31 protein-coding genes and 3 tRNA genes are annotated in these 25,134 nt (G+C 69.9%); 5 read left to right on the top strand and 29 right to left on the bottom strand.

Going from position 1 to position 25,134, the window contains the following annotated elements:
- Position 1: 1 nt before the first annotated feature.
- The 10 genes from RIN46_RS06430 to RIN46_RS06385 all read right to left on the bottom strand — a co-directional run bounded on the left by RIN46_RS06430 (position 2) and on the right by RIN46_RS06385 (position 4,820).
- A complete protein-coding gene (locus RIN46_RS06430; protein WP_309080305.1) occupies positions 2–382 on the bottom strand; it encodes a WhiB family transcriptional regulator in 381 nt (126 codons plus the stop codon).
- Positions 375–677, bottom strand: coding sequence for a hypothetical protein (locus RIN46_RS06425; protein ID WP_309080306.1), 303 nt, complete (start codon positions 675–677; stop codon positions 375–377). The genes RIN46_RS06430 and RIN46_RS06425 overlap by 8 nt, the downstream gene beginning before the upstream one ends.
- Positions 664–2,061, bottom strand: a complete 1,398-nt coding sequence (locus RIN46_RS06420; protein ID WP_309080307.1) for a ParB/RepB/Spo0J family partition protein — start codon at positions 2,059–2,061, stop codon at positions 664–666. Before RIN46_RS06420 ends, RIN46_RS06425 begins: the two co-directional genes overlap by 14 nt.
- Positions 2,062–2,063: 2 nt before the next feature.
- Positions 2,064–2,363 (bottom strand): hypothetical protein, encoded by a 300-nt coding sequence (locus RIN46_RS06415; protein WP_309080308.1) that lies wholly within the window; start codon positions 2,361–2,363, stop codon positions 2,064–2,066.
- On the bottom strand, positions 2,360–2,554 hold the full coding sequence (locus tag RIN46_RS06410; protein WP_309080309.1) for a hypothetical protein: 195 nt from the start codon (positions 2,552–2,554) through the stop codon (positions 2,360–2,362). Before RIN46_RS06410 ends, RIN46_RS06415 begins: the two co-directional genes overlap by 4 nt.
- Positions 2,551–2,817, bottom strand: coding sequence for a hypothetical protein (locus RIN46_RS06405; protein WP_309080310.1), 267 nt, complete (start codon positions 2,815–2,817; stop codon positions 2,551–2,553). The genes RIN46_RS06410 and RIN46_RS06405 overlap by 4 nt, the downstream gene beginning before the upstream one ends.
- Complete coding sequence (locus RIN46_RS06400; RefSeq protein ID WP_309080311.1) at positions 2,814–3,356, bottom strand: hypothetical protein; 543 nt, start codon at positions 3,354–3,356, stop codon at positions 2,814–2,816. Before RIN46_RS06400 ends, RIN46_RS06405 begins: the two co-directional genes overlap by 4 nt.
- A gap of 2 nt (positions 3,357–3,358) precedes the next feature.
- Positions 3,359–3,592: a helix-turn-helix domain-containing protein gene (locus RIN46_RS06395; RefSeq protein WP_309080312.1), complete on the bottom strand. Its 234-nt coding sequence runs from the start codon at positions 3,590–3,592 to the stop codon at positions 3,359–3,361.
- An 83-nt stretch (positions 3,593–3,675) separates the two neighbouring features.
- Positions 3,676–4,554, bottom strand: coding sequence for a hypothetical protein (locus RIN46_RS06390; RefSeq protein WP_309080313.1), 879 nt, complete (start codon positions 4,552–4,554; stop codon positions 3,676–3,678).
- Positions 4,551–4,820, bottom strand: coding sequence for a helix-turn-helix domain-containing protein (locus tag RIN46_RS06385; protein WP_309080314.1), 270 nt, complete (start codon positions 4,818–4,820; stop codon positions 4,551–4,553). The genes RIN46_RS06390 and RIN46_RS06385 overlap by 4 nt, the downstream gene beginning before the upstream one ends.
- A 263-nt stretch (positions 4,821–5,083) precedes the next feature.
- Between RIN46_RS06385 and RIN46_RS06380 the strand changes: the two genes are divergently transcribed.
- From RIN46_RS06380 to RIN46_RS06365, 4 genes are all read left to right on the top strand, one after another.
- Entirely contained in the window at positions 5,084–5,635 is a 552-nt protein-coding gene (locus RIN46_RS06380) for a hypothetical protein (protein WP_309080315.1), read from the top strand.
- Positions 5,636–5,656: 21 nt separating this feature from the next.
- Positions 5,657–6,166: a hypothetical protein gene (locus tag RIN46_RS06375; protein ID WP_309080316.1), complete on the top strand. Its 510-nt coding sequence runs from the start codon at positions 5,657–5,659 to the stop codon at positions 6,164–6,166.
- A 99-nt stretch (positions 6,167–6,265) separates the two neighbouring features.
- Positions 6,266–6,667 carry an ImmA/IrrE family metallo-endopeptidase gene (locus RIN46_RS06370; protein WP_309080317.1) on the top strand — a complete coding sequence of 134 codons (402 nt, stop codon included), beginning with the start codon at positions 6,266–6,268 and terminating at the stop codon, positions 6,665–6,667.
- A 14-nt stretch (positions 6,668–6,681) separates the two neighbouring features.
- Complete coding sequence (locus tag RIN46_RS06365; protein WP_309080318.1) at positions 6,682–8,040, top strand: site-specific integrase; 1,359 nt, start codon at positions 6,682–6,684, stop codon at positions 8,038–8,040.
- On the opposite strand, the gene RIN46_RS06360 is transcribed toward RIN46_RS06365, so the two are convergent.
- The 17 genes from RIN46_RS06360 to RIN46_RS06280 all read right to left on the bottom strand — a co-directional run bounded on the left by RIN46_RS06360 (position 8,037) and on the right by RIN46_RS06280 (position 23,016).
- Entirely contained in the window at positions 8,037–8,459 is a 423-nt protein-coding gene (locus RIN46_RS06360; RefSeq protein WP_309080319.1) for a hypothetical protein, read from the bottom strand. The genes RIN46_RS06365 and RIN46_RS06360 overlap by 4 nt on opposite strands.
- Positions 8,452–8,937, bottom strand: a complete 486-nt coding sequence (locus RIN46_RS06355; protein WP_309080320.1) for an ImmA/IrrE family metallo-endopeptidase — start codon at positions 8,935–8,937, stop codon at positions 8,452–8,454. Before RIN46_RS06355 ends, RIN46_RS06360 begins: the two co-directional genes overlap by 8 nt.
- Before the next feature lie 192 nt (positions 8,938–9,129).
- Positions 9,130–9,203, bottom strand: a tRNA-Met gene (locus RIN46_RS06350).
- 62 nt (positions 9,204–9,265) lie between these two features.
- Positions 9,266–10,456 (bottom strand): glycosyltransferase, encoded by a 1,191-nt coding sequence (locus RIN46_RS06345; protein WP_309080321.1) that lies wholly within the window; start codon positions 10,454–10,456, stop codon positions 9,266–9,268.
- 5 nt (positions 10,457–10,461) lie between these two features.
- A complete protein-coding gene (locus tag RIN46_RS06340) occupies positions 10,462–11,361 on the bottom strand; it encodes a DMT family transporter (protein WP_309080322.1) in 900 nt (299 codons plus the stop codon).
- Positions 11,349–11,990, bottom strand: a complete 642-nt coding sequence (locus RIN46_RS06335) for a CDP-alcohol phosphatidyltransferase family protein (RefSeq protein WP_309080323.1) — start codon at positions 11,988–11,990, stop codon at positions 11,349–11,351. Before RIN46_RS06335 ends, RIN46_RS06340 begins: the two co-directional genes overlap by 13 nt.
- 113 nt (positions 11,991–12,103) lie before the next feature.
- Entirely contained in the window at positions 12,104–12,817 is a 714-nt protein-coding gene (locus RIN46_RS06330) for a phage holin family protein (RefSeq protein ID WP_309080324.1), read from the bottom strand.
- A gap of 256 nt (positions 12,818–13,073) precedes the next feature.
- Positions 13,074–13,146 (bottom strand) — tRNA-Asn (locus RIN46_RS06325).
- A gap of 18 nt (positions 13,147–13,164) precedes the next feature.
- Positions 13,165–13,240, bottom strand: a tRNA-Asn gene (locus RIN46_RS06320).
- Positions 13,241–13,326: 86 nt separating this feature from the next.
- Positions 13,327–15,351: a DNA primase gene (gene dnaG / locus RIN46_RS06315; protein WP_309080325.1), complete on the bottom strand. Its 2,025-nt coding sequence runs from the start codon at positions 15,349–15,351 to the stop codon at positions 13,327–13,329.
- A 52-nt stretch (positions 15,352–15,403) separates the two neighbouring features.
- A complete protein-coding gene (locus RIN46_RS06310) occupies positions 15,404–16,720 on the bottom strand; it encodes a deoxyguanosinetriphosphate triphosphohydrolase (RefSeq protein WP_309080326.1) in 1,317 nt (438 codons plus the stop codon).
- A 3-nt stretch (positions 16,721–16,723) separates the two neighbouring features.
- Entirely contained in the window at positions 16,724–17,881 is a 1,158-nt protein-coding gene (dusB, locus tag RIN46_RS06305; RefSeq protein WP_309080518.1) for a tRNA dihydrouridine synthase DusB, read from the bottom strand.
- 103 nt (positions 17,882–17,984) lie between these two features.
- Positions 17,985–18,275 carry a hypothetical protein gene (locus tag RIN46_RS06300; protein ID WP_309080327.1) on the bottom strand — a complete coding sequence of 97 codons (291 nt, stop codon included), beginning with the start codon at positions 18,273–18,275 and terminating at the stop codon, positions 17,985–17,987.
- Positions 18,276–18,296: 21 nt separating this feature from the next.
- On the bottom strand, positions 18,297–19,616 hold the full coding sequence (locus RIN46_RS06295) for a YibE/F family protein (RefSeq protein WP_309080328.1): 1,320 nt from the start codon (positions 19,614–19,616) through the stop codon (positions 18,297–18,299).
- Between the two features lie 43 nt (positions 19,617–19,659).
- On the bottom strand, positions 19,660–20,583 hold the full coding sequence (locus tag RIN46_RS06290; protein WP_309080329.1) for a GNAT family N-acetyltransferase: 924 nt from the start codon (positions 20,581–20,583) through the stop codon (positions 19,660–19,662).
- Positions 20,584–20,585: 2 nt separating this feature from the next.
- A complete protein-coding gene (locus RIN46_RS06285) occupies positions 20,586–21,971 on the bottom strand; it encodes a glycine--tRNA ligase (protein ID WP_309080330.1) in 1,386 nt (461 codons plus the stop codon).
- Positions 21,972–22,038: 67 nt separating this feature from the next.
- Complete coding sequence (locus RIN46_RS06280; protein WP_309080331.1) at positions 22,039–23,016, bottom strand: DMT family transporter; 978 nt, start codon at positions 23,014–23,016, stop codon at positions 22,039–22,041.
- A gap of 17 nt (positions 23,017–23,033) precedes the next feature.
- On the opposite strand from RIN46_RS06280, the gene RIN46_RS06275 reads away from it, so the two are divergent.
- Positions 23,034–23,276: an RNA-binding S4 domain-containing protein gene (locus RIN46_RS06275; protein WP_309080332.1), complete on the top strand. Its 243-nt coding sequence runs from the start codon at positions 23,034–23,036 to the stop codon at positions 23,274–23,276.
- A gap of 5 nt (positions 23,277–23,281) precedes the next feature.
- On the opposite strand, the gene RIN46_RS06270 is transcribed toward RIN46_RS06275, so the two are convergent.
- Both RIN46_RS06270 and RIN46_RS06265 read right to left on the bottom strand, forming a co-directional pair.
- A complete protein-coding gene (locus RIN46_RS06270; protein WP_309080333.1) occupies positions 23,282–23,938 on the bottom strand; it encodes an alpha/beta fold hydrolase in 657 nt (218 codons plus the stop codon).
- A 26-nt stretch (positions 23,939–23,964) separates the two neighbouring features.
- Positions 23,965–25,107, bottom strand: a complete 1,143-nt coding sequence (locus RIN46_RS06265) for a homoserine O-acetyltransferase (RefSeq protein ID WP_375141851.1) — start codon at positions 25,105–25,107, stop codon at positions 23,965–23,967.
- Positions 25,108–25,134: the final 27 nt, after the last annotated feature.

The following is a 25,134-nucleotide window of genomic DNA, read 5'->3' as shown; positions in this document are numbered from 1 at the left end:
GTCACTCGCCCTGCTCGGCAGCGCGGCGCTCTTTGTACGCGGCCTTGTAGATGTTGTAGCGCTCGGTCGGCGTCTTCCCGCCGAACATCCCGAACCGCTGGGCTGCAGCGCGGCCTCCCTCCATCGACAGGGCCATCTCCAGGCACCTATCGGCCAGCGGGCAGCGACCGCAGATCCTCCGCGCCTCGATCCACCCAGACGGTTGGGCCCCGACGGCAGCGTGGGGGAAGAAAATCGCGTCGATCACGTCCTCCTTGCCCGGGATCCGGCACGCCGCGCGCGCGCTCGTTGACTGGATGTCCGCCAGCGCGTCCTTGACCAGCGACGGGACCAACGTCGGTGCGCCTACGTTCGAGAGGCGGGCCGTGCGGAGCTCAGCCACGAGAACCACCCCGCTCAACGGCGCCGGCCGCGGCGACGAGCTCAGCCAGCCGCCGCCAGAGGCACGGGTCGGCCAACCACTCCGTCAGCTGCGACCAGAGCTCCTCGAACGTCCGGAACGCGATGGCCCGCGGCCGCCGGCCGCGCTCGTCGAGGATCACCCAGGGCTTCTCGACATCCTCGGGCCGCTTCACCATCGGCCCCAGAGCCGGACCCACCGACGACGCACGGCCCATCCACTGCGTGTTGATCACCCGAATCGGTGCCGGCGAGCGCCGGGGGCTAGTGGTCTGCATCGCGGACCTCGACGTCATTGGCGAGGTCTCTGCTCTCGCCGGCTTTGTCGATCGCCCAGGCGAGCGCGTCCTGCTCGGACTGGTCGAGCCGGTACCCGAATCCGTCCTGGAGGAGCCGGTACCAGTCAGCTCGGTGCCGCCACACGCCCTCGTTCGATCCGTACTCGGAACGGCCGACACGGTCGAAGCCGCCCGTGGTGCGGAGCTTCTTGTCGAGGTCGCGGTGCTTGGCAACGGCGGCCAGGCGGGCTAGCTGCCGCCAGGTGAAGGCCGCGAGCTTCTTGCGGCACCGTTCCGTCCAGTCGGTGTACGCCTCCGTCCACATGTCACCGTCGGGCGGCATGATGCCGACGACGTCGCCGAGGAGGTGATCGTCCAGTCTTCGGATGTCGGACCAGAGGGCGTCGAGCAGGAGTGCGGTGTCCTGCTTCTCGCTGACGCCGCCGTCTTTCTTCCGGACCTGGTCGACGAGAAACTGCTCGCGCACCCGGAAGCTGATCCCGAGGCCCCCGTTGAGGGCACGAATGCGCTGCTTCTCGGCTTTCTCCTCCTCGGAGACCTCCACTGCCTTCTTCAGCGGCGCCCACCAGGTGGTCTCGCCGTCGAAGTCGATCATGTAGAGGTGGCCGGCCGAGATGTGCTCGGCGTCGCTGTCGAGGTCCGTGGCTCGCGCGAACTTGCCGTTGTACGAGGCGTCATTCGGGGCCTGCTTGGCGCCTGCCTCGTCCAGGCGCTGCTGATTCGTCTCGCCCCGCTGCCTCCGCTCGGCGTCGGCGATCTTGTGGGCGACGTTCGTCCGGTACTTCATCTTCTCGTTCCGGGCGATCTCCTCGACGACCCGGTCCACGATGCCGGTCGCGCCCTGGTCCTCGAGGTCCTGCAGCTTCTTCACGTCGAGCAGGTCCAGGCGGCCGAAGCTGTAGGCGTCCTGGATCGGCTCGGGAGCCTTCGTCAGCCGGGCCTTCGTGAGGATCTCCGACTTCGGCTTCTTGAACTTCTTGCCGATCGTCGACTCGGACAGGCCGAGGTCGAGCATCCGCTGGAAACCGTGGGCCTCCTCGAGGACGTTGAGGGGCTTGTGGTTCCGGCCCGTCGTCATCATGACCTCGAGGTCTGCGAGCTCGCCGCGAGCCGGGGCGTCGAGGACCAGGCACGGCATGGTCGACAGGCCGGCACGGAGTGCGGCGAGGCGGCGGCGGTGGCCCTCCTGCACCATGTAGTCGCCGTCGATGTCCGGGTGCGGGTACACCAGGATCGGCGTGACGACGCCCATCGTGCCGATCTCGTCGGCCAGGCGCTCGAGCGTCGGGTCGTTCTCCGCGTCCATCCGGACGTTGGCCGGGTTCGGGCGGATCTTCTCGATCTCGATCTCTTCGAGCTTCATGGTCATCTGGTCCCCCAGGTCTCGGCGGCGGCCTCGGCGGCCGCGCATTCGTAGGTGAGTGCCTCAGCGAGGCGGGTGGTGGCTGCGGCCGCGAGGGCCAGGGCATCGGTGGTGCTGCCGGCGTGCTCGATGGTCTGGCGCGCCTTCGTCAGGTGGGTCTCGGCGGCGAGCTTCAGGTCCGCAGCGGACTGGAGCGCCATCTCGCGGCGCTCCGCAGGTGCGGACTTGCCCGCCGGGTGGCGGCGCTTGACCGCGTCCAGGTCGGTGACGTTGCCGAGGAACTCGGCTTCGGTGGTGCTCATGCGGCCCGGTCCTCCCCGTCGTCGACGACGGCCGCGAACGCCGCGGCCACGAGGACCAGGCCCGCGAGGACCGTGGCCCCGTTCATCAGCGGGAACGTCAGCACGTAGACGACGGCGGCGGCCAGGGCGAGCGGGGCCCACAGCAGCAGGCGGCGGCGGAACGCGGCCACGGCCGGAGTCGGGCGCCTCATCGGTGTCCCCCATTGACGAGCCAGAACATCGCCGAGGACTGACCGCCCACGAGGATCCGGCCAGTGGCCTCCCCGCCGTGGCCCTTGGCCGGCAGCTCGACGTCGACCCGCTGGCCCGGCCAATGCGCGCGAGCCCGACGCAGCAGCTGCGCCTTCAGCTCTCCCGTGTTCCGGTACGACACGGTCGCCCAGCCCTGGACCAGGTGCCCGTTCTGCGGTTTCAACGTCACCGGGGACTCGGCGCGGTACGGACGCCGGCTCACAGCCCCGACTCCCGTTCGGCGCAGTCCGACTCGGCCCGTTGGTCCTCGTCGGCCGTGTGCATGGCAGCGGAGAGGCGGCACTCCCCCGGCTCGGGCCTGACCCATATCCGTTGGCTCGTCAGCAGGTCCGCGTCCGGGGCCAAGCCGGGATTGATGATGCGGATCGGTGCCGCGAGCCCCTGCAGAAGCTCCAGGCACTCCGCGACCTGGCCGCTCAGTCGCTCGACGCGGGCCATGACGTCCGCCAGCGTCGGCTCGTCGGGCTCGTCGGCCTCCGGCTGGCCCTTGTCGTCAGCCAGCGTCTCGGCGCGCCGCTTGGCCAGCCGACGGGCACGGTCGTGGATCAGCTTGTGATCGTCGATCAGCGCGGTCCGGCGGCGCTGCGCCTGGGCGACGACTTCGGCGGAGGCGATGACTTCGGCCTCCGGCTGGTCCCAGCCGCACGACATGCAGACGAACTGCGGCAGGAGCGCACGCTCCGACCCCATGGAGGCGGCCCGCTGGCGGGCGGCTTCCTCGGTGTGATCCCAGGGCGCCATGGCTACCGCACCCGCCGGCTGTCGAGGAACGCCTGCAGGTCGTCGGCCGCGACGCGGAGCTTCTCCCGCTTCTCGCCGTTGGCCAGGTCGATGGTTTTCAGGCGACCCTGGCTGATCTCCTCGTACACGTAGGTGTGGCCCACCTGCAAGAGCTCCGCGACCTCCTGCACCTTGTACAGGCGCGGGACCTCCAGCGTCTCGATGCGGGTCTCGCCCGCCGTTGCTACGATTGACATCTGATTTCCTTCCAGGAATCTCCGCCCTCAGCCGTTGCCGCGGCTGGGGGCATTTCTTGTATCCGACCGGCGAGCGCCGGCGGTCATGACGTGTGCTTGATCAGGTCGGCGCGGATCATGCCGCGCTCCCCCACTCGGTTGCGCCAGCCCGGCGTCGGGTCCACGAAGACGACGTACGGGACGAACCCCTCTGCGACGGCTTCCGGCTGTTCCTCGGCGACCCGATAGATCCGGCCAGGTCGGGTGACGTCCTCGACCCGGTCACCGTGCTTGAACGTCGCGGCCTTGGCCGCGAGGTCCCCCTCGGTAGGCTCTGAGGTGCCAACCGTCGCGTCATCCGACGCACCTACCGAGGGGGAATCCTGATCATGAAATGCACGCTGTTCGTCGGCACTGGCGCCGACAAGCTTGACTTCGATGTCGATCACCACTGGGGCGACCACCTGCGCGCGATCCTGGCCGCGCTCCAGCACCAGTTCGACCAGGGGCGCGGCCTGTGGCTCGCGTACGACGGTCTCCACGGAGAGCGGGGCGCCGAGGTTGTGTGGGTCTCGCCGACCAGCGACCTCTACGCGTCCTTCTCGGAGAGAGCGTTCAGACCCGAGGTCGTCGAGGACCTCTTCGACCGGTGCATGCGGGAGGTCGCTGTCTACGGCGTCCTGACGTTTACGCGCCAGGGGCTTCCGGACGAAGAGGCCGCGGACGACGGTGAGGCAACCCTGGCAGCAGACAGCGACGCCGTCGGCTGACAGCTCCTCGGCGGGCGCGTTCCAGCGCAGGATCCAGTACGTGCCCGCCGTGGGCTTGCCGAAACGGTCCCGGAAGTTCACCTTCCGGCCGCAGAACACGCACCGGTCCTCGTCTCGCTGTCGGACCTCTTGGAGGATGCGACGTTCCTCGACAGTCGTGGTCTCGCGCTTCCGCGGGGCATCGCCGCGGTCGACCTTCATGAACGGGCTCATGACGCAACCTTCTCCGAAACAGTTCGTGAATCACTTCTAACGACGGGCATCGCTTCACCCTCCTCGAGTAGGAAGAGGTCCTCCCAGTCGCAGTCGAGGCGCGCCGCAATAGCGATGGCCAACTCCTCCGACAAGGTCTTCATCCGCCCCGACTCCAGGAGGCTGATGGTCTGCTGCGTCTTTCGCACCAGGTAACCCAGCTCGGTCTGTGAGAACCGGCGATTCTGGCGCTTCCGGCGGAGCATCGCCGGATCCTTGACGCGCATCCAGGTCTCCTTCCTGACGAGATTCAAGTGCGAACGGTGTGTCCGTGGCATTAGTTCTACCCCCTCCGAGTGGCTGTTACAAGTCAAGCATGAACTACTTTCCACCAGCTTGTAAAGCCCACAAGCGAAAATGGTCCCGCGCTTGCTGGCAAGATGAACTTGTTACTTGTACTTGCCGCCTGTGCGTCCGTCGCACAACTAGAACAACTTCGGGAAGAGTCACCCTCGTGAACGAACCTCGGTACCGCAGCCTGCGAGCGCTGGTGGAGGCCGCCGTCGAGCGGCATGACACCTCCGTGCGCCAGCTGAGCTTCATGGCGAAGAAGCAGGGCTTTCGCGTCGTGGACACCACGCTGAATCAAATTCGCAGCGGTTCCTACAAGTCAACGCCGTCGCACGAGACCATTCGTGCGGTCGCCTGGCTGGCCGGCGTCAGCGACGAGGTCGCGTTCACGGCAGCGGGACAGCCCGTCCCGGGCCCGCCCCTCGGCGAAGAACTTCCTCCCGGATCGGACTACCTCAGCCCGAAGTCGCGGAAGGCCGTCGTCGACATGGTGCGGGTTCTCGTCGAACTCGAAGGACATGGCAATGCGGGCAGCACCAACACGGCAGCACAGGAATCGACCGGCGAGGGCGAGCAGCCAGCCGGTGGCGGTGATGCTGGCGAGGGACAGAAGACCGCGGCGCCGGCGGCCTGGCCGGCGGATCAGTTCGACCTGGCGGCGCACCCGCCAATGGAGTTGGAGCGGGAGCGCTTCGAGCGCGAGCACGGTGGCGCCGGCGAGGAATCACAGATCGGTCCGGATCCGGACTAGCAACTACGAGTTGGGGGAATCATGAATACGAAGCGCTTCGGGGCCGCTGCGGCGGCCCTCATCCTGGTCGGCGGGCTCGGCGCCTGCTCCGCAGAGCCGGAGCCGGCGGCGTCGCCGACACCGAGTGAGGGCGCGGCGAGCAGTCCGGCGAGCGCGAGCCCGACGTCTCGGTCGGTCGTGGAGGGAGATCCATGGCTGGAGCGAATCGAGCCGGAACGCACGGAACTGCTCACCTGGTGGGAGGGCTTCAAAGCCGACGGCTGCGACGCCGCCGACCCGGGGTGCTTCGACCAGTTCGCGGAGGGACGGCCGCTCCTCGAGGACCTGCACGGCGCTGTGGAGGCCGTCGCCAGCTGGGCCCCCGAGTATGCCGGGCTTGGCCCAGCGGGCAAAATCTTCCTCACCTCGCGGGCGATGGAGCGATGGGAAGCTGCATGCGCGGACCCGAGAGGCGACTGCCCGGCCATGGCCGACTCGGCCGAGGAATCGGTGGAGGACCTGACGGAGGAGATCTCGGCCTGGGGCTTCTGACTCCTCGTCCCGGCGTGGCGTGAGCGGCACGCCGGGGCCCCGGTCTCGGTTCGGCAACATTCGTTGCCATCTTCAACTATTCGAACGTATGTTCGAGGAATGTTTGATCCATGGGGGGAGCTCAAGCAGCTCCGACACATCACCATCGAGTGGCGTCGACCGCACCCACTCGCACCCGCAGCGACCGACGGGCAACGCATCTGGATAGACCCAGCCGCGACGCAGACCGAGCGACGGTGCCTCCTGGCGCACGAGCTCGTCCACGTGGAGGAGCGACACCGCGGATGCCAGCCGGCCGCCGTCGAGCGGGCCGTCCGGCTCCAGACGGCGCGCCGGCTGATCCGCCTCGAGGACCTCGCGTCGCACATGCCCTGGACGCGCCACCCGGCCGAGCTCGCCGAGTCGCTCTGGGTCACCGAGCAGGTGCTCCTGGACCGGCTCGCCGGCCTCTGGCCGCACGAGCGTCGGGCGCTCGACCAGCTCGAGCTCCAGCCCTACTAGATCCGGAGACCCCGATGGGAACACGAAGGAACAACGGCGAGGGCAGCGCGCCCCGTCAACGGAAGGACGGCCGCTGGGTGGCCGACCTCCTCGTGGGATGGACCGCCGACGGCAAGCGCCAGCGCCGGTATGTCTACGGCGCCACCCGCAAGGAGTGCGCCGACAACCTGGCGGATCTGATCACGCAGCACCGCACCACCGGCGTCACGGTCGGCAAGTCGCCCACCTTCGGCCAGTGGATGCAACACTGGCTCGAACACATCGCCCCCACCCGGGTGCGACCCAGCACGCTGCCCTCCTACGAGTCCAAGGTGCGGGTCTACATCCTGTCCAACGGCATCTCCCGGGTGCGGCTGAACAAGCTCAGCGTGACCGACCTCGACCGGCTGTACACGCTGCTTCGTCGCGCCCCCACCAAGCACGACGCCTCGGGACGCAAGGGCCCCCTCGGGGAGACCACCCTGCTCCAGCTCCACCGGATCATCGCCAAGGCCCTCAAGGACGCCGGGCAGCGCGGCCTCATCACCAAGAATCCAGCGACGGAGCTGGACGCCCCGACGCCGACCAGCTTCACGCCCGACGTCTTCAGCCTCGACGACGCCCGCAAAGTGCGGGCCGCGGCCGAACGGATCCCGGACGGCGGCGGGGCCCGATGGCTCCTCGGCCTGAGCATCGGCGCCCGCCAGGGCGAGGCCCTAGCCCTCGGCTGGGACAACCTCGACCTCGACGCCGGCACGTACCGGATCACGCGCGCGCTCTACCGCCTGCCCTGGCAGCACGGATGCTCCCCCGAGCAGCCCGAGCAGCCGACCTGCGGCCGCCACAACCGCTCATGCCCCGACCGCCACGGCGGCGGGCTCCACATCGGCGAGCCGAAGTCGGACGCGGGCACCCGCAGCGGCGTCCTCCCCGGCCCCCTGGTAGACCTGCTACGGGCCCTACGGCGAGCGCAGGGCATCGCCGCGGTGCAGGATGGGGGCACGCCGGTCTGGACGTCTCAGAACGACGTCCAGGTGGATCTGGTGTTCCGGCAGCGGAACGGCCACCCGTTCGACCCGAGCCGGGACAATGCCGCCTGGTACTCGTTCATCCGGGCGGCCGGCGTCCCGGACGTCCGGCTGCACGACGCTCGGCACACGGCCGCGACGCTGCTGCTGCTGATGGGGGTCGACGGGCGGGTGGTGATGGACATGATGGGCTGGTCGCAGGCGAGCATGCTCACCCGGTACCAGCACGTGATCGATGAGATGAAGCACGCGGCCGCGGCGAAGATGACGAGCGCGCTGTGGGCGGATCCGGCGCCCGCCGAACCGAGCCCAGAGGACTCCAACGTGCTCTCCCTGGAGGCGTTCCGGCGCCGCTCCGGCGCCTAACTTCCGGCGGCCCGTCTGCCGTCGAATAGGTAGTTGGCAATGACATACCCGAGGCCGAGGACCTCAACGAGTGTCGTCGCGAACCACCCGACCATTACGGTGTCCGAGAGTCGCCCCCACTGCGAGATCAGGTAGAGGAACATGCCCACGGCGTTGACCGTCAGGGCTCCCGTGATGAGCCACATGGTCCAGCGGAAGAACTTTTGACGCAGATCATTCTTATCGTGGGCCTCGTTGGCTTTAGCGGCCTTCAGTTCCTTGTCGACGTCTGAGGAGGACGACGCTTCAGCTCCGTCGAGGTCGTCGGCGACCTCGTCGGCAAACTCTTTTTCTAGGGGGTCCGGCTGGCCAGCTGACCTAGCCTCCACGTCTCGGAGCAGCTCTTCGAGCCAGCTTGAACTCCCTGCAGGTTCAGGCATCAGCGTGGAGCCGGCGCAACCGGACCATCATGGCATCCAGGCTCACTCCGAAGGCCTTGGCCATCTCAAACGGCTTCTTTCCCTCACGCCCCATCTTGTCGACGTCCTTCTGAGGCATGAGGACGTGCCCCGCGAACTCATCGGCGTAGAACTCCTGGAGCGTGCGCTTGCCGCCTCGCTTCTCCACGTAGCCGAAATCGTCGTCTCCCGCGCGAGTGGTCCGCTCAACGAAGTGGCCCAGCTCGTGCGCGACCGTGAACCGTTTCCTGGTCGGGACATGGTCCGTCGCTACGTGGATCTCGGCAGGCTCACCGGGGCGCTTCACGATGTAGCCGGAGATGTCGGAGGCGAGAATCGAGTCGAAGACCTCGACGCCCATCTTCTTGGCGATACCGTTGACGTCGACGGGGAAGTTGCCGTCCCAGTAAGTATTCAGCACCTGTTCAGCGTCAAGCTTCGCGGCTTCCTTTACGAGCACGATTCCTCCTTCCCCGTCTCCAGTTGTATACGCCAACTCTAACGCGCGGGTGTCCATTCCCCGCGCGGCCACGCCGCTCGTCGCGGTCCATGGCGCTACCCCAGCATGACAACTCCGGTCAAACTCCGGTCAGAAACGCGAGAAACGCCCCAGCCAGCCCGAGTGAATCGGCTCTGACTGGGGCGTTCCTCGTAGGGCGAGTGGGGCTTGAACCCACGACCCAAGGATTATGAGTCCTCTGCTCTGACCAACTGAGCTACCGCCCCGTGCTCGGCGCCGGAGCGCCGACAACGCTGTCCATCCTAGTACGGACGCGTCCACGGCCCCCCTAGCTGGGCGCGAGCTCGGCGTACTCGGAGCCGCGGTAGATCGCCTCGAAGGTCGACATGGTCTTCTCCTTGCTGTGCTTGACCGCTTTCTCGTGGCCCGCGGCGCCCATCGCTGCCCGCTCCTCCTCGGTCGCGCCGAGGACGGCGTCGAGCTTGGCGGCGAGGTCGTCGGCGCTCCCGGGCTCGAAGAGGTAGCCGTTCACACCGTCGTCGACGAGGTGCGGGAGGGCCATCGCATTCGCCAGGACCACCGGACGGGAGGCGGAGAGCGCCTCGAGGGTCACCAGCGACTGCAGCTCGGCGGTGCCCGGCTGGCAGAAGACGTCGGCGGCGAGATAGCTGGCGCGCAGCTCCTCGTCGGAGATGTGGCCGCGGAAGTGGACCCGGTGCGCCACACCGCGCTCCTCGGCCCGCTTCTCCAGGATCGGCCGCTGCTCGCCACCGCCCACCACCTCGAGGTGGGCCTCCGGCGTCGTCCGCATCCGTGCGAGGGCATCGATCAGGACATCGATGTTCTTCTCCACGGCGAGCCGGCCGACGAAGAGCACCGTCGGGGCGTCGCGCCGGGGCACCGTCTCGCCGGGGCCGAGCTCGTACTGGGCCGAGTCGATGCCGTTCGAGAGGGCCAGGACCTCGTCCAGCCTGGCGTGCTCTCGCATGGCCTTCGCGGCGAGCGGCGTCGGGGTCGTCACCACGTCGGCCTTGCCCATGATCTTGCCCATGTCCCGCCAGGAGTTGCGGGCGACGATTCGCTTGAACCAGCGCGGGAACGGCAGGAACGGGTCCAGGTTCTCCGGCATGAAGTGATTGGTCGCCACGATGCGGATGCCGCGCTTCTTGGCCTGGTTGATGGCGGCCTGCCCGATCATGTAGTGGCACTGCGCGTGCACGACGTCGGGTCGGACCTCGTCGATGATCCGCGCCAGGTCCCGGGAGGCCCGCCAGGGCAGGCAGATGCGCATGCTCTGGTGGGTCGGCACGCCGTGGGAGGCGACCCGGTGGACCCGCGCCTCGGGTCGCTGCTCGACGCTGCTGGGCCCGTCTTCGTAGCCGGCCGCCGCGATGTGGACCTCGTGCCCGCGCTCGTGCATGGCGGAGGCGAGGCGGAAGCAGAAGACCGCGGCCCCGTTCACATCCGGCGGGTAGGTGTCTGCGGCGATGAGGATTCTCAGTGGTTCACTACCTGGCACGGTGGTCAGGACTCCTTGGACTGTTGTTGTTCAACTCTGCGGTGGTGCGCGTCGGGGTGGTGACGCGACAGGGCTATGACGCCGACGACGGCGATGATCGCGCAGGCGACCATCGTCATTGCCGTGATGGGATGGAGCTCGGCCTGCAGCTCGCCGAGGACTCCGATGCCGATCGCGATGCCGACCATGGGGTCGATGACGGTCAGACCGGCGATCACCAGGTCCGGAGGACCGGACGAGTAGGCATTCTGCACGAAGTACGTGCCGAGCAGGCTCGCCACGACGACGGCGATCACGACCAGCCACGATACGTTGGCGAAGAGGTTCCCCTCGGTCTGCATGAGGCTGATCGCCAGCGTGCGGACCAGGACGGCGACGAAGCCGAACACCACTCCGGCGCCCACGATGTAGAAGAACGCGTTCTGCCTCCGGTGGAAGAAGACCGCGAGGGAGCCGAGGACGGTCACGGCGACCGCGAGGAGCATGACGACGATCAGTTCCTCCCGGGCGGAGATCCGCGGGTGCGGCTCCGTGACCTGAATGGCGAGGAGGACGAACCCGATGCTCCCGCCGACGCACGCGATGATGGCCAGGAACGTCGGCCGGTTGATCCGGATGCCGATCTCCCGGGCGTGGACCACGGTGGTGATCCCGAGGGCGATGGCGCCGATGGGCTGGACGACGGTGAGCGGTGCCGACGCCAGTGCGTACACGTTGAGGACCATGCCGATCCCCATGAGGACGAGGCCGAAGACCCAGCGCGGGTTGAGGAGCAGGCGGAGGACTCCTCGATGCCCGACGCTCAGGCCGCCGGTCATGGAGCGTACGGCGCCGCCCTGGCGCTGCGCGCCGAACGCGAGGAAGAAGGCCGCGGCGACAGCACAGCCGACCGCTATCCAGACCATGGGCCGCCCGTACGAGGCGAGTAGATGCCGCTGCGCTCGCGCTTCGCCTTGGCGTGCCCCGCGACGAGGTAGCCGATGGCCGCGATGACGTGGAGCGCGCAGCCGAGCGCCAGCACCGTGGTGGCCACCGCCTGGAGGCCGGCGCTCGCGAGCGACTCGACATGGGCGAGGAGGACGAGCGGCGCGCCGACGAGCAGCACTGCGGTGCGGACCTTCCCCACCCGGCTCACCGGCAGGTCGGGCACGCCCCGGAACAGGAGCAGCGAATTCACGAGCAGGACGACATCGGGCACCACGATCGCGTAGACCGCCCACGCCGGCGCGATCCCGGCGACCACGAAGGTGACGACGACGAGGATGAGCGCGAGCCGGTCCGCCAGCGGATCGAGCCACATGCCCACCGTGGAGACCTGGTTCAGCCGGCGGGCGACGTATCCGTCGATCCAGTCCGTCGCCCCGAGGAGGACCAGGGACGCCGTGGCCCAGCCGAACTCGTGGACGGCGACCAGCCACATGAAGACGGGGATGAGGAGGAACCGGGCCACGGTGATGATGTTGGGCCACGTCCAGAAGGTGTCGAGGACGCGGTACTCAACGTCGTCGCGCGTTCCCGCCCCGAATAGCCGCATGGCTCCCCCTCCTGGTCACGGCCGCCGTCTGAGCAACCGCACGATGCACGCCCCGAGGGCGGCCAGCGAGGCCGCCGCGATGAGCGGCGGCACGAATCGCTCGATGATCCGTCCTAGAGGACGGGACTCTCGCCCTCCGATCGACGCGGCTCACGGCCCGCAGCGTCGGCCTTGTGCCGGCCGGGACGCAGGTTCGAGAGGCGCTCCTTGACCATGTCCTTGCCGGCGGCGCGGGCGACCTTGTCCTTGGTGAGCTGGTCGCGCAGCTCGGCGAGGTGGGCCCGGCGAGCCCGGGTGCGGGCCTGGAGATCGTCGTAGCTCGGCTTCGGCTCCTTGGCCGCGGCCTTCTCCTCCGCCTTGCGCCGCTCCTCCGCGAGCTCCTCCTCGGTCTTCTGCTTGGGCTCGTCGAGGGTCCGGACGTCGAAGGAGCTGCCCTCCTTGAGCACCCCGAGGTCGTGCTTGAGACCGCGGATCGCGTCCTCCGGGACCAACGGCATGGCCTTCTTCGCCTTCGGCACGGCGATCGCCGCGAGGATGAGGATCAGCAGCAGGAAGAAGCCGGCGACGGCGAGCGCGGCGAGCCAGGCGGGCATCACCTCGGCGAGGCCCATGATGCCGGCGACGAGAAGGGAGATCAGCATGGCCGACAGGAACAGCAGAGCCGCCACCGCCAGGCCGGCGGCGACGCCGACGCTGATGCCTTTGGCCTTCAACTGGGCGATCGCCAGCTGGATCTCGTCGTTGACCTGCTTGGGGACCAAGCGGCCTAGATCCTTGGCGGCGTTCAGCGGTGAGGTCCCCCGGCCAGTGGTCTGTGTGTATGGCATGAGTGAATCCTTCGACGTCGTCCGGCCACAAGGGCCCGGTTCGCTCCCAAACTATCAAAAGGCAGCGTCGATCCAGCGTCCGCACCGCGAAAATCAGGGCCTCATCAGGGTTCCCTCAGGGAACATCCTCCGACGGGATGAGAATCCACCGTCCCGGCACCGTGCCCAGGCAAGCTCCTGCCGCGGCCTGGGGGCCCGTTGAGCCGGGGTACGACAGAGGCCCCGGGTCGTCACCCGGGGCCTCTGCTTCAGTGCGCTCCCCCGACTGGACTCGAACCAGTAACCCTTCGATTAACAGTCGAATGCTCTGCCAATTGAGCTACGGGGGAATGTTCAATTGCGTTGCGTGGCTCCCCCGACTGGACTCGAACCAGTAACCCTTCGATTAACAGTCGAATGCTCTGCCAATTGAGCTACGGGGGAAAGCAACGGATAAGACTATACAAGATGGAGCGAGCCGGAGAAAATCCACGGCGTCCAGGGTGGCGGAGCCCACCCGGCTCGCGGCATCAGTCCTCGCGCAGGGCGCGCCGCTGCAGCTCGAGCTCCATGAGCTCTCGGTTGATCCGCTGGAACTCCTCCGGCGCGGAGGCGGGGTCCATCCGCTGCAACTGGCCGATCTTCTCGGCCTTCAGGTGGGTGATCTGCAGCTCGAAGAGCCGGTTCATGATGTCGCGGCAGTACCGGGCGAGGGCCTCGGCCGAGTGCGCGGGCAGGGGGATGACGGCCAGCTCGGACACGAGCGGCCGCAGCGGCTCGGGAACCTCCTGCCGGACCGCCTCGACCCACTGCGAGGGCGAGACCCCGGAGGCACCGGCCGCGCGGATCGCGGCATGGATGGCCGCATGCGCGGGCGCGAGGAAGCGGGCCTCGTAGAAGGCCTGCCATTGGTCCGGCGTGAGCATGGCCGGCTGCTGGAGCACGACCTCGAGGGATTCGCGCTCCATCCGTGTCACGGGATCGCGCGGATCAGGCATCTCGTACCGGGGACCCGGCTCCGCTCCACTCCCGTCGGCGTACTGCTCGTCCTGCGCCGCGTAGCCCTGCCGGGCCGCGTGTCGGCCCTGCTGCTGGCCGGGTCGTTCCTGCGACGCCGGACCGTACCCCTGGCCCCCGCGGTCCGGGTGGGTGCGGTCGGAGTCGGACCGGTCGCGGCCGCCGCGCGTCGACGTGGCGTCTCCGGCCCCGCCGCGACCCCCCGCACGGGACCGCTTGCCGGCGGCGGCCACGGAGCGGGTCACGTCGTCGATGTCCATGCCGAGCCACCCGGAGAGCTCGCGGGCGTAGGCGGGCCGCATGGCCGGATCGCGGATCTCGGCCACGATCGGAGCGGTCGCGCGCAGCGCCTGCACGCGCCCCTCCACGGTATCGAGGTCGTACTTCTTCAGGCTCGCCCGGATCGCGAACTCGAAGAGGGGTCGCTTGGAGGCGATGAGCTCGCGCACGGCCTCGGGGCCGCGCTGCTGGCGGAGGTCGCACGGGTCCGCGCCGGTCGGCTCGACCGACACGTAGGTCTGGGCGATGAACCGCTGGTCCTCGTCGAAGGCGCGCAGCGCGGCCTTCTGGCCGGCCTCGTCGCCGTCGAACGTGAAGACGACCTCGCCGCCGGTGCCGTCGTCCTGCAGGAGCCGGCGGGCGATCTTGATGTGGTCCGCCCCGAACGCCGTGCCGCAGGTCGCGACGGCGGTGCCCACGCCGGAGAGGTGGCACGCCATGACGTCCGTGTAGCCCTCGACGACGACGAGCTGGCGGTTCCGCGTGATCTCGCGCTTGGCCAGGTCGACGCCGTAGAGCACCTGCGACTTCTTGTAGAGCTGGGTCTCCGGCGTGTTCAGGTACTTCGGACCCTTGTCGTCCTCGTACAGCTTGCGGGCGCCGAACCCGATCGTGGCGGACGTGAGGTCCCGGATCGGCCAGATGAGGCGCCCGCGGAACCGGTCGTAGATGCCGCGCTGTCCCTCGGAGAACATGCCCGTGAGGTTCAGCTCGTCGTCGCGGAATCCCTTGGCGCGCAGGTGTTTCAGGAGCGCGTCCCACCCTTGGGGCGCGTACCCGACGCCGAACTTCTCCGCGGCCGCCTGGTCGAAGCCGCGCCCGGTCAGGAAGTCGCGGGCGATCTGCGCCTCCGGGCTGCCGAGCTGGTGCCGGAAGAACTCCTCGGCGATCTTGTGCGCGTCCAGCAGCCGCTGGCGCCGTCCGACCTCCTGACGGCTCGGGCCGTGCCCGCCGTCCTCGTAGTGGAGCTCGAAGCCGATGCGGGCGGCGAGCTGCTCGACGGTCTCCGTGAACGTCGTGTGGTCCATCTTCTGGATGAAGGAGATGACGTCGCCGGACTCCCCGCAGCCGAAGCAGTGGAAGGTGCCCACCTGGGGCCGGACGTGGAAGGACGGGCTGCGCTCGTCGTGGAAGGGGCAGAGTCCCTTGAAGGAGCCGACGCCGGCGCTGCGCAGGGTCACGTACCCCTCGACGACTTCCTTGAGGTCGGTCCGGGCGCGCACCTCGTCGATGTCTTCGCGTTTGATCAGGCCGGCCATGCCTACAGGATAGTGCCCGGCGACGGGCCGGGCCTCACTCGTCCACAGGCCCTCAGAGCACGAGCTCGGCGCGGAAGGACTCCCCCTGCACGAGGGTGCGGTGCCACTCGATCGCGGACGAGTCCGTCAAGGATGCGACCTGGTCGATGACGGCCCGCAGACGGCCCGCGTCGTCGCGTGCGTCGTTCCAGTCCGAGGCGAACATGGGCTCCAGGTACTGGTCGCCGGTCTCCGTGAGCAGCGCCACCAGATCGGAGAGGACCTCCCGCTGGCGCGCGTAGACCGGCTGCCGCTCGTCGCTCGTCATGACGTAGGCGGTGGCCAGGCCCTTCATCGCCGCGATCTCGTGCTCGGTCTCCTCGGGCACGATCAGCCGGCCGTTGAACCGGGTGAGGGGGTCCGTGCCGTACTCGGCGCGCGTGGCATCCAGCGCGGCCTGGCAGAAGCGCCCGATGAACTGGCTGGTCATGTCCTTCAGGGCCGCCATGGAGCGCCGGGATCCGTTGGCGACCGGCACCCACTCCTCCGTCGCCTCGAGCCGGCGCAGCGCCGCGTCGATGGTGGCGTCGTCGACGCCCGGGAGGTACCAGCGCCGCGTGTACTCGATGACGCGGTCGCGGTGGTCGCGACCCTGGATCCAGCGCAGCTGGAAGCGACCGGCGACGATCGCGTCCTCGACGTCGTGCACGGAATAGGAGATGTCGTCCGCGAGGTCCATGACCTGCGCCTCGATGCAGGTCTGACCAGGGCCGGGCCGGAGGTTCTCGTCCTCTCCGCCGGCGCGCAGCCACTCGAAGACGGGAAGATCCTCGGCATAGACCCCGAACTTCCGGGTCTTCTTCCCGTTCCGCATCGGCGCGTCCTCGCGCGTCCACGGGTACTTGCAGGCGGCGTCGAGCGACGCGCGGGTCAGGTTCAACCCGGCGGAGCCCCCGTTGTGGCGGAACGTCTTGGTCTCGAGCCGGGTCAGCAGGCGCAGCGTCTGGGCGTTGCCCTCGAACCCACCGATGCCGGCGGCGAGCCGGTCGAGCTCCTTCTCCCCGTTGTGCCCGAACGGAGGGTGCCCGAGGTCGTGGGCGAGGCAGGCGGTGTCGACGACGTCGGGGTCGCAGCCCAGCGTGGCGCCCAGCTCGCGACCGACCTGCGCCACCTCGAGCGAGTGCGTCAGGCGCGTCCGGACGAAGTCGTCGGAGTAGGGGGCGACCACCTGGGTCTTGGCGCCGAGCCGGCGGAGCGCCGAGGAGTGCAGGACGCGGGCCCGGTCCCGCTCGAAGCTCGTCCGGTAGGACTTCTTCGGCGGCTCGGGGACCCACCGTTCCTGGTCGTACGGCTCGTAGCCGGGGACGGGGCGCTGGTGCGGGTCTGCCATGGCTCAGCCGCCCGAGACATCGGACTCGGCGGCGGCGATCATCGACTGGTGCAGCGGCGAGAGCTCCCGCGAGTCGAGCCAGCCGTCGGGCAGCGCCGGCCGCTTCGGCGTTCCGGCGCGACCACGCGGGCCCTCGGCGTCGGCCCCCGGGTACCCCGCCTCGGGGTCGAGCCGGTCCAGCAGCTCCCGGAGCTGCTCGAGCGTCCCGACGGTCGCCATCGCCGCGCGGAGCTCCCCGCCGACCTGGTAGCCCTTGAAGTACCAGGCGACGTGCTTGCGGATGTCGCGCAGCGCCTGCTCCTCGTTGCCGAAGTAGTCGATCAGCAGCTCGGCGTGGCGGTAGAACGTCGCGCCGACCTCGCCCAGCGTCGGCCGGTAGCGCTTGTCGCTGCCCTCGAACGCGGCCTGCAGGTCGCCGAACAGCCACGGACGGCCCTGGCAGCCGCGCCCGATGACGACGCCGTCGACCCCGGTCTCGCGGACCATGCGGATCGCGTCCTCGGCCGTCCAGATGTCGCCGTTGCCCAGCACCGGCACGTCCGGGAGCGCGTCGCGCAGCTCCTTGATGGCGGCCCAGTCGGCCTGGCCGGAGTAGAACTGGCCGGTGGTCCGGCCGTGCAGGGTCACGGCGGCCACCCCGTGGTCGCGGGCGATCCGCCCGGCGTCGAGGGCGGTCAGGTGGTCCTCGGTGACGCCCTTGCGCATCTTGATGGTCAGCGGGATGCCACCCTTGGCGGCCTCGTCCGTCGCGGACTTGATGATGGCGCGGAAGAGGTCCGTCTTCCAGGGCAGGGCCGAGCCGCCGCCCTTGCGGGTCACCTTGGGGACCGGGCAGCCGAAGTTCAGGTCGATGTGGTCCGCGCGGTCCTCCTCGACGAGCAGGCGCACGGCCGCGCCGACGGTCTGGGGCTCGACCCCGTAGAGCTGGACGGAGCGGACGTCCTCGTCGGGATCGTGGGAGATGATCCGCATCGACTTCTCGTTGCGCTCGACCAGGGCGCGCGACGTCACCATCTCGGTGACGTAGAGGCCCCCGCCGTACTCGCGGCAGAGCCGACGGAAGGCCTTGTTGGTGATGCCGGCCATCGGCGCCAGCACCACGGGCACGTCCACCGTCAGCCTGCCCAGCTGCAGCGGCGGCAGTTCCAGTCGGGTGGGCACGGCGGCGTCCCCCGCCGGTGCGGCCCCGGTCGCCGGGGCTGCTGCGTGGGTGGGCGTCGTCTGCGCGGTCTGGGTGGGGGAAGCTGTCACGGTCACTAGCCCATTATCGCAAGCCCGGGCAAATCGTCGCCCGCCCCTCCTCTCCCTGTGGGGACAGGCCGTGCACCCGCCGGCGGGCCTCGACCGCCAGATGCGGCCTCGCACCCGGCTCCGTCCGCCGCTCGACTCCGAGGACGTCGAGGCCCGCCTCGTCCAGGGCAGCCCCCGCCGCCTCCGCGTCCCACCAGTACGCCGTGGCGACCGCGTGCTCGAAGGACTCGCCGGGCGTCCCCTCGAAGAGGCCGAGCAGCAGCCCGCCGCCGGGCCGGAGCACCCGGGCGAGCTCCGCCAGCACCCCCGGGGCCTCCGCCGGCCCCTACGCCCTCGGTGCGGGCTCGACGGCGGTCGGTGCCCCGCCGTCGGGCACGTTCCCGGCACGACGACGGCCTGAGGCCGCCGGGGCGCGGGTGGCGGCCGGGGACCGGTCCCCCGGGCCGACGGCCTTGACGACGGCGACGGCGATCGCCGTCGTCACGGGGATGGCGAGCACCAGACCGATGGAGCCGACGAGCGTGCGCACGACCTCCTCGGCCAGCTCGCCGGAGGTGAAGGTGTCCAGCAGGGCCCGGTCGTAGAGACTGACGAGGATCAGCATCGGCAGGACGGCGCCCGCGTAGGCGAAGGCGATGGTGTAGACGGTCGAGGCGATGTGGTCGCGGCCGATCCGCATCGCCGAGGTGAAGAGGTCGCGCGCGGAGCGGTGCGGCATGGCCTCGGCGAGCTCCCAGACGGCCGAGGACTGCGTGATCGTCACGTCGTTGAGCACGCCGAGTCCCGCCACCAGGAGGCCGCAGAGGATGATGCCGGACAGGCTCAGCTCCGGCACCTGGTTCACGAGCGTGTACTTGGCGTCGTCCCCGACGCCGGTGAGGTGCACCGCCCCGGTCGCCCAGGCCGCCAGTCCCGTGGTGACGGCGAGCCCGAAGATCGTGCCGAGCAACGCCGTCGTGGTCCTGGCGGTGAACCCGTGCGCGAAGTACAGCACCGCGATCATGATCAGCGCCGAGCCGACCAGGCCCACGAGCAGCGCGGGCTTGCCCTCCACGAGTGCCGGGATCATGAAGGTGGACAGGACGCCGTAGGCGCCCACGAGGCCCAGCAGCGCGCGGGCGCCGCGCCAGCGTGCCACGGCGACCACGACGAACGCGTAGAGCGCCGCGAGCAGCAGGATGGGGGCCGTGCGCACGAAGTCCACGAAGATGTACGGGGCCGCCGAGCCGCTCACGGCCTCCGTCAGGTTCAGGTACTTGATGCGGTCGCCGGGATCGACGCCGGCGGCCGTGATGATCTCCGGCGGGACCTCCACGGGCACCGGGCTGCCGCCGGCGGCCGGGGCCACGTAGGCCACCTGGCAGAGCTGCGCCTCGCCGCCGGCCGCCTCCGTGTCTCCCGACGACGGGCAGGTCTCCTCGCGGAGGTCGGTCACCGTGCCGGACTCGAAGGAGACGCCGGCGGCGGCCGAGTACGGGTCGTTCAGCTCGATCTTCTCGGCCGTGCCGTCGGGCCACAGGAACCAGGCGCCGACCAGGGTCAGGAGCGCGAGCGGCACGAGGATCGCGGTGAGGATGATGCGCGCGCGGCGGCGCCGCACCGGATCGGTCAGGACCGGGGTGTCGTGGTCGTGGGAGTGGCCCACTTGGTCTCCTCGGCTCGTCTTCTGCGGTGTGCCGGTGCCCCGGCTAGTCGGTGGCGACGATGTGGGTGGTGGTCACGACGGTCGCGTGGCCCGCGGCGATGAGCCCGTCGACGATCTCGCTGAGCGGCTCCATGGCGTCGTCGACCTCGATCTTCACCGGGTACTGGTGGGCCAGCATGGCCAGAAGCCCGAAGACCGACTCCTTGGCGTGGGCGGGATCCAGCTCCGGGTCCCAGCCCATGAGCACGTCGGCGGGGGCGTCCACCCGGTCCGGCTCGTAGCTGATCGCGAAGGAGAGGATCCTCCCCCCGGCGCTCTGCGGCCTGTCCCGGAGGACGACGGCGCCCTTGGCGCCCGTCGCGTCGTTGAGCAGCATGGTCTGCGCCCGCCCGAGGGTCATCTCGGAGCGGTCCCAGTCGTGGACCGCGTTGTAGAACGCGGCGACCACCTGGGTCAGCTCGACGGAGCCGGTCGCCGCCTCCTCGAGCGTGAGCCCGTCCTCCTCGAACTGGGGCAGCTTGAGGACCCCCGGCTCGACGACGACGGCGCGCGAGCGCATGATGCGCTCCTGCCCGATCGAGGCGGCGAAGCCGGAGGACGCGTCGGCGTCGGCGCCCTCCACGGTGTAGCGGGTCTTCAGCGCGGTCACGCCCGACGGCGCCTGCTCCTCGCGCAGGCGGCGCACCAGCTCGGTGGCCAGACCGCGGCCCCGGTGGTCCCGCGCGACCTCCACGTAGAGCCACAGCCGGTCGGGGTGCAGCGAGGACTCGAAGACGGTGGCGGCCGCCACCGGGACGCCCTGGTCCTCGGCGACGAGCGTGCGCGCCCACGGCTTGTCGCTGTTGGCGCGCAGCATCGTGCGGTCCAGGTGCGCCTGCGGTGTGGACGGGTCGCCCCAGACCTGCAGCAGGGCCAGGTCGTCGCCCTCCTGCCAGGGCCGGAACGTGTACTCGGTCGGCGCGGTCATGATCAGGCTCCCAGCAGACGGGCGGCCAGGTAGGTCCTCACCTGGTCGAGGGCGACGCGCTCCTGGGCCATCGTGTCGCGCTCGCGGATCGTGACGGCCTGGTCCTCGAGGGTGTCGAAGTCCACGGTGATGCAGAACGGCGTGCCGATCTCGTCCTGGCGGCGGTAGCGGCGGCCGATCGCCCCGGCGTCGTCGAAGTCGATGTTCCAGTTCCTGCGCAGCTCGGCGGCGAGCTCGCGCGCTTTCGGCGAGAGCTGCTCGTTGCGGGACAGCGGCAGGACGGCGGCCTTCACCGGGGCCAGGCGCGGGTCCAGCTTCAGGACCGTGCGCTTGTCGACGCCGCCCTTGGAGTTGGGGGCCTCGTCCTCGGTGTAGGCGTCCACGAGGAAGGCCATCATCGAGCGCGTGAGGCCGAAGGACGGCTCGATCACGTAGGGGACGTAGCGCTCCCCCGTGGCCTGGTTGAAGTAGGAGAGGTCGACGCCGGAGGCCTCCTTGTGGGAGGACAGGTCGTAGTCGGTCCGGTTCGCGACGCCCATCAGCTCGCCCCACTCGGAGCCCTGGAAGCCGAAGCGGTACTCGAAGTCGATGGTCCCGGCGGAGTAGTGGGCGCGCTCGTCCTCGGGGACGTCGAAGCGGCGCATGTTCTCCGGGTCGATGCCCAGGTCGATGAACCAGTCCCAGCAGGTCTCCACCCAGTCCTTGAACCAGTGGTCCGCGTCCTCGGGTGCGGTGAAGAACTCGATCTCCATCTGCTCGAACTCGCGGGTCCGGAAGATGAAGTTGCCCGGGGTGATCTCGTTGCGGAACGCCTTGCCGATCTGGCCGATGCCGAACGGCGGCTTCTTGCGGGCCGCGTTGACCACGTTGTTGAAGTTCACGAAGATGCCCTGGGCGGTCTCCGGGCGCATGAAGTGCAGGCCGGTCTCGCTGTCCACCGGGCCGAGATAGGTTTTGACGAGGCCGGAGAACAGCTGGGGCTCGGTGAACTGGCCCTTGGTGCCGCAGTCGGGGCAGGCGATCTCGCTCATGCCGTCCTTCGGCTGGCGTCCCTTTTTCTCCACGAAGGCCTCGATCAGGTGGTCCTCGCGGTGGCGCTTGTGGCACTGCGTGCACTCGACCAGGGGGTCGGTGAAGGTCGCGACGTGGCCGGAGGCCTCCCAGACGGCCTTGGGCAGGATGATCGAGGAGTCCAGGCCCACCATGTCCTCGCGGCCGCGGACGAAGTGCTGCCACCACTCGCGCTTGATGTTGTCCTTCAGCTCGGTGCCGAGGGGCCCGTAGTCCCAGGCGGAGCGGGAGCCCCCGTAGATCTCACCGGCCTGGAAGACGAAGCCGCGCCGCTTGGCGAGGGAGATGACCTGATCGAGCTTGGACTGCGGTGCCATTCTTCAACTCCATTACCTGCGTGGCCGCTGGTTGCGGTCCGCGATGGGAACAATACGAGAGACCACCCTAGCGGAAACGCAGTCCCGCCCTGGGCGCGGAGGCGACGACGACGGCGATCAGGGCCAGTGCCGTCCCGAGCACGGTCGCGAGGTCCATCCGGGCCCCGGCGACGGGCGCGACGAGGTCCATCGCCAGCGACCCCGCGAGCTGGCCGGCGATCAGGCCCAGGCTGGTGACGAGCACCCCGAACCAGCGCACCAGCACGGCTCCGGCGGCGATGAACACGATGCCGAGCAGTCCGCCCGTGTACATCCACCAGTCGGAAGGGAGCGGCGCCGGGGCACCGGTGAACGGCAGCGCGGCGAGGAATGCCGCCCCCAGCGCCGCGGACCCGACCGCGAAGTTGAAGAAGGTCGCCGGCAGCGGGTTGCCGTAGTAGCGCGTCTGCGTGCCGTTCATGGCCTGCTGGAATCCGGTCAGGACGCCCGCGCTCAGCGGCAGCAGCATCGGACCGACGGTCGCCCACGAGACGCCGGCGCCGCTCAGCGTGGGCCAGACCGCCCAGACCACTCCGGCGAGTGCGAGCATCGCGCCGACGAAGCGCTCGCTGCTCACGGGGCGCGGGCCGCCGGGACCGAAGCCGATCCGGTCGGCGACGATGCCGGAGAGGATCTGGCCCGCGACGTTCGCGACGGTGAAGAGCGCGACGCCGAGCAGCGTGACCGCGAGGCCCTGGCCGAGGACGAAGTAGGCGCCGCCGAGGCCGGCGAGCATGTACCACCAGGGGAAGTCGCCGTTGCGCACGTGGCCGGGCATGTCCCGGAGCCCGCGGCGCCCCAGCCGGGTCGAGGCCACCACCACGGCGAGGACGATCAGTCCGGTGCCGAAGGAGACGACGGCGGCGCCCAGCCCGCTGCCGATCTCGGTGGCCAGCGCGCCGTTGACGCGGCCCTGGACGGGCATGGCCGCACCGGCGACGAGGGCGGCGGCGACCCCGAGGGGCAGCGGCAGTGCACGGACGGTCGGTCTCGGTTCGTTCGGCACGCCTACACTGTATAGCCATGACCGACAACGAGCCCGCAGTGATCTCCCTCCGCGACGAATCCATCCGCCTGGGGCAGCTGCTCAAGCTCGCCAGCCTCGTCGAGGACGGGGTGGAGGCCAAGAGCGTGATCGAGGACGGGCACGTCCTGGTCAACGGCGAAGTCGAGACCCGCCGGGGCCGCCAGGTCCGCCCCGGGGACACGGTGGACGTCGCCGGCCAGCGGATCGTCGTCGCCGCGGACTCCGACGCCGCCGAGTAGTCGGCTCAGCCGCGTTCGCCCGCCGCGAGGACGTGGTGGCGCAGGAACTCGCCGACGTGGCCCATCTCCGGTGGATTGATGCTGTGGGCCAGGCCCGTGTAGAGCATCTTCGTCGGCGTCGTGTGCTCCTGCGCCCAGCCGTTCGTGTACTCGATCAGCGGCTCGGCGATGATCTGGTCGCTGTCGCCGCGGCCCCAGAACAGCGGGGGCCGCTGCTCCTGCAGGGTCGCGTCGTCGAAGTAGTCGCCCTCCGCGGGGATCGCGAAGCCGGAGAGGCCCACGACGGCGTCGGCCAGGTCCGGGCGCCGGCGGAGCACCGACGTGGCCACCGCCATCCCCATGGAGAAGCCCAGGAGCGTCACGGAGCTGTGCTGGGCGCGGACGCCCTCGAGCCATCCGATCACGTCGTCGACCGCACGGGCGACCCGGTCGAAGGAGTAGTCGGGCTCGTTGAGGAGCGGGAACCAGGTGAATCCGGGGCCGAGGGCGTGGGGCGCGCGGACCGAGGCGAGGGTGAACTCCTCCGGCAGCATCGGGGCGAGGCCGATCAGGTCGCGCTCGTGCGAGAGGTAGCCGTGGAACAGGACGAGCAGCGGGGTGTCCGCCCGCTGCTCGTCCGGCCGATTCCACACGACGGTCGGGTTCCAGGTAGAGGTCGTCATGGCGCCATTCAATCAGGTCGTCGCGGTCAGGCGAGGATCGTGGCCCGCAGCGCCGCGGAGAGCTGCGGCGCGTCCGTCAGGAAGGCGTCGTGCCCGATCGGCGAGGTGATGTACTCCACCGGGCCGCACCCGGGCAGCAGGCGGGCCAGCTCCTCCGACTGGGACGGCCAGTACAGCCGGTCGCTGTCCACGGCGGCCACGAGGAAGCGGATGTGCCCCAGGCCGGCCAGGGCGGCCGCGACGCCGCCCCGCCCCCGGCCGACGTCGTGGCTCATCAACGCCTCGGTGATGCTGAGGTACGCGTTGGCGTCGAACCGGCCGGCCAGCTTCCGCGCCTGGTGGTCCAGGTAGCTCTCGATCTGGAACCGGCCGCGCGGCCCGGTCACGGCACCGAGGGGGTTCTCGTCCCCCTGCGGCAGCCGGTCGAACCGGGCAGCGAACTCCGTGTCGGAGCGGTAGGTGATGTGGGCCAGGCGGCGCGCGATGCCCAGCCCCTCGACCGGCCCCTCCCCCAGCGTGCCCGGGGCGCTGTAGTAGTCGCCGCCGGCGAACGCGGGGTCCAGCCGGATGGCGCGCGTCTGGATCTGCGCGAACGCGATCTGCTCGGCGGAGGAGGCCGCGGTGGCGGCCAGCACCGCGCAGCCGCGTACGCGGTCCGGGAACGTCGCGGCCCATTCCAGGGCACGTGCCCCGCCCATGGAGCCGCCGAGGACCGCCCGCCAGGCGTCGATCCCGAGGGCGTCGGCGAGCCGGGCCTCGAGCCGCACCGTGTCCCGCAGGGTCGTGAACGGGAAGCGCGAGCCCCACGGCCGTCCGTCGGGATCCGGGCTGGACGGTCCGGTGGTGCCGGCGCAGCCGCCCAGGACGGCCGGCGCCACGACGAAGAACCGGTCCGTGTCCACGGTCCGGCCCGGCCCCACGAAGTCGTCCCACCAGCCGGGGAGCTCCGTGGCGCCGCGGGAGACGTGGGTGTCGCCGGTCAGGGCGTGCAGGACGAGCACGGCGTTGGAGCCGTCCGCGTCGAGCGTGCCCCAGGTCTCGTAGGCGATGTCGACGGAGGGCAGGACGCCGCCGGTCTCGAACTCGAAGCCGCCGGTGCGCAGCGTCTGCAGGACGCCGTCCCGGTGGTCCCCGTCCGGACGCGTCCCGGCCGGCGGCTGCGGGGCCACCGACGGCGCCGGTGCCTCCACGGCGCG

Origin of the sequence: Zhihengliuella sp., assembly GCF_031178195.1 — a bacterium.
Taxonomy (GTDB): domain Bacteria; phylum Actinomycetota; class Actinomycetes; order Actinomycetales; family Micrococcaceae; genus Zhihengliuella.
The sequence above is the reverse complement of the archived record's forward strand: the minus strand, read 5'-3'. Positions and strand labels throughout refer to the sequence as shown.

Excerpts from the sequence above, each read along its gene's own strand:
- RIN46_RS06370 (WP_309080317.1), top strand. The coding sequence starts at position 6,266 with ATGTTTGATCCATGGGGGGAGCTCAAGCAGCTCCGACACATCACCATC.
- RIN46_RS06285 (WP_309080330.1), bottom strand. The coding sequence starts at position 21,971 with ATGGCACCGCAGTCCAAGCTCGATCAGGTCATCTCCCTCGCCAAGCGG.
- RIN46_RS06335 (WP_309080323.1), bottom strand. The coding sequence starts at position 11,990 with ATGCGGCTATTCGGGGCGGGAACGCGCGACGACGTTGAGTACCGCGTC.
- dnaG (WP_309080325.1), bottom strand. The coding sequence starts at position 15,351 with ATGGCCGGCCTGATCAAACGCGAAGACATCGACGAGGTGCGCGCCCGG.
- RIN46_RS06385 (WP_309080314.1), bottom strand. The coding sequence starts at position 4,820 with ATGCGCGTCAAGGATCCGGCGATGCTCCGCCGGAAGCGCCAGAATCGC.
- RIN46_RS06395 (WP_309080312.1), bottom strand. The coding sequence starts at position 3,592 with ATGTCAATCGTAGCAACGGCGGGCGAGACCCGCATCGAGACGCTGGAG.
- RIN46_RS06415 (WP_309080308.1), bottom strand. The coding sequence starts at position 2,363 with ATGAGCACCACCGAAGCCGAGTTCCTCGGCAACGTCACCGACCTGGAC.
- RIN46_RS06390 (WP_309080313.1), bottom strand. The coding sequence starts at position 4,554 with ATGAGCCCGTTCATGAAGGTCGACCGCGGCGATGCCCCGCGGAAGCGC.
- RIN46_RS06400 (WP_309080311.1), bottom strand. The coding sequence starts at position 3,356 with ATGGCGCCCTGGGATCACACCGAGGAAGCCGCCCGCCAGCGGGCCGCC.
- RIN46_RS06410 (WP_309080309.1), bottom strand. The coding sequence starts at position 2,554 with ATGAGGCGCCCGACTCCGGCCGTGGCCGCGTTCCGCCGCCGCCTGCTG.
- RIN46_RS06340 (WP_309080322.1), bottom strand. The coding sequence starts at position 11,361 with ATGGTCTGGATAGCGGTCGGCTGTGCTGTCGCCGCGGCCTTCTTCCTC.
- RIN46_RS06330 (WP_309080324.1), bottom strand. The coding sequence starts at position 12,817 with ATGCCATACACACAGACCACTGGCCGGGGGACCTCACCGCTGAACGCC.
- RIN46_RS06360 (WP_309080319.1), bottom strand. The coding sequence starts at position 8,459 with ATGCCTGAACCTGCAGGGAGTTCAAGCTGGCTCGAAGAGCTGCTCCGA.
- RIN46_RS06420 (WP_309080307.1), bottom strand. The coding sequence starts at position 2,061 with ATGAAGCTCGAAGAGATCGAGATCGAGAAGATCCGCCCGAACCCGGCC.
- RIN46_RS06275 (WP_309080332.1), top strand. The coding sequence starts at position 23,034 with ATGACCGACAACGAGCCCGCAGTGATCTCCCTCCGCGACGAATCCATC.
- RIN46_RS06310 (WP_309080326.1), bottom strand. The coding sequence starts at position 16,720 with ATGGCAGACCCGCACCAGCGCCCCGTCCCCGGCTACGAGCCGTACGAC.
- RIN46_RS06365 (WP_309080318.1), top strand. The coding sequence starts at position 6,682 with ATGGGAACACGAAGGAACAACGGCGAGGGCAGCGCGCCCCGTCAACGG.
- RIN46_RS06290 (WP_309080329.1), bottom strand. The coding sequence starts at position 20,583 with ATGACCGCGCCGACCGAGTACACGTTCCGGCCCTGGCAGGAGGGCGAC.
- RIN46_RS06375 (WP_309080316.1), top strand. The coding sequence starts at position 5,657 with ATGAATACGAAGCGCTTCGGGGCCGCTGCGGCGGCCCTCATCCTGGTC.
- RIN46_RS06425 (WP_309080306.1), bottom strand. The coding sequence starts at position 677 with ATGCAGACCACTAGCCCCCGGCGCTCGCCGGCACCGATTCGGGTGATC.
- RIN46_RS06270 (WP_309080333.1), bottom strand. The coding sequence starts at position 23,938 with ATGACGACCTCTACCTGGAACCCGACCGTCGTGTGGAATCGGCCGGAC.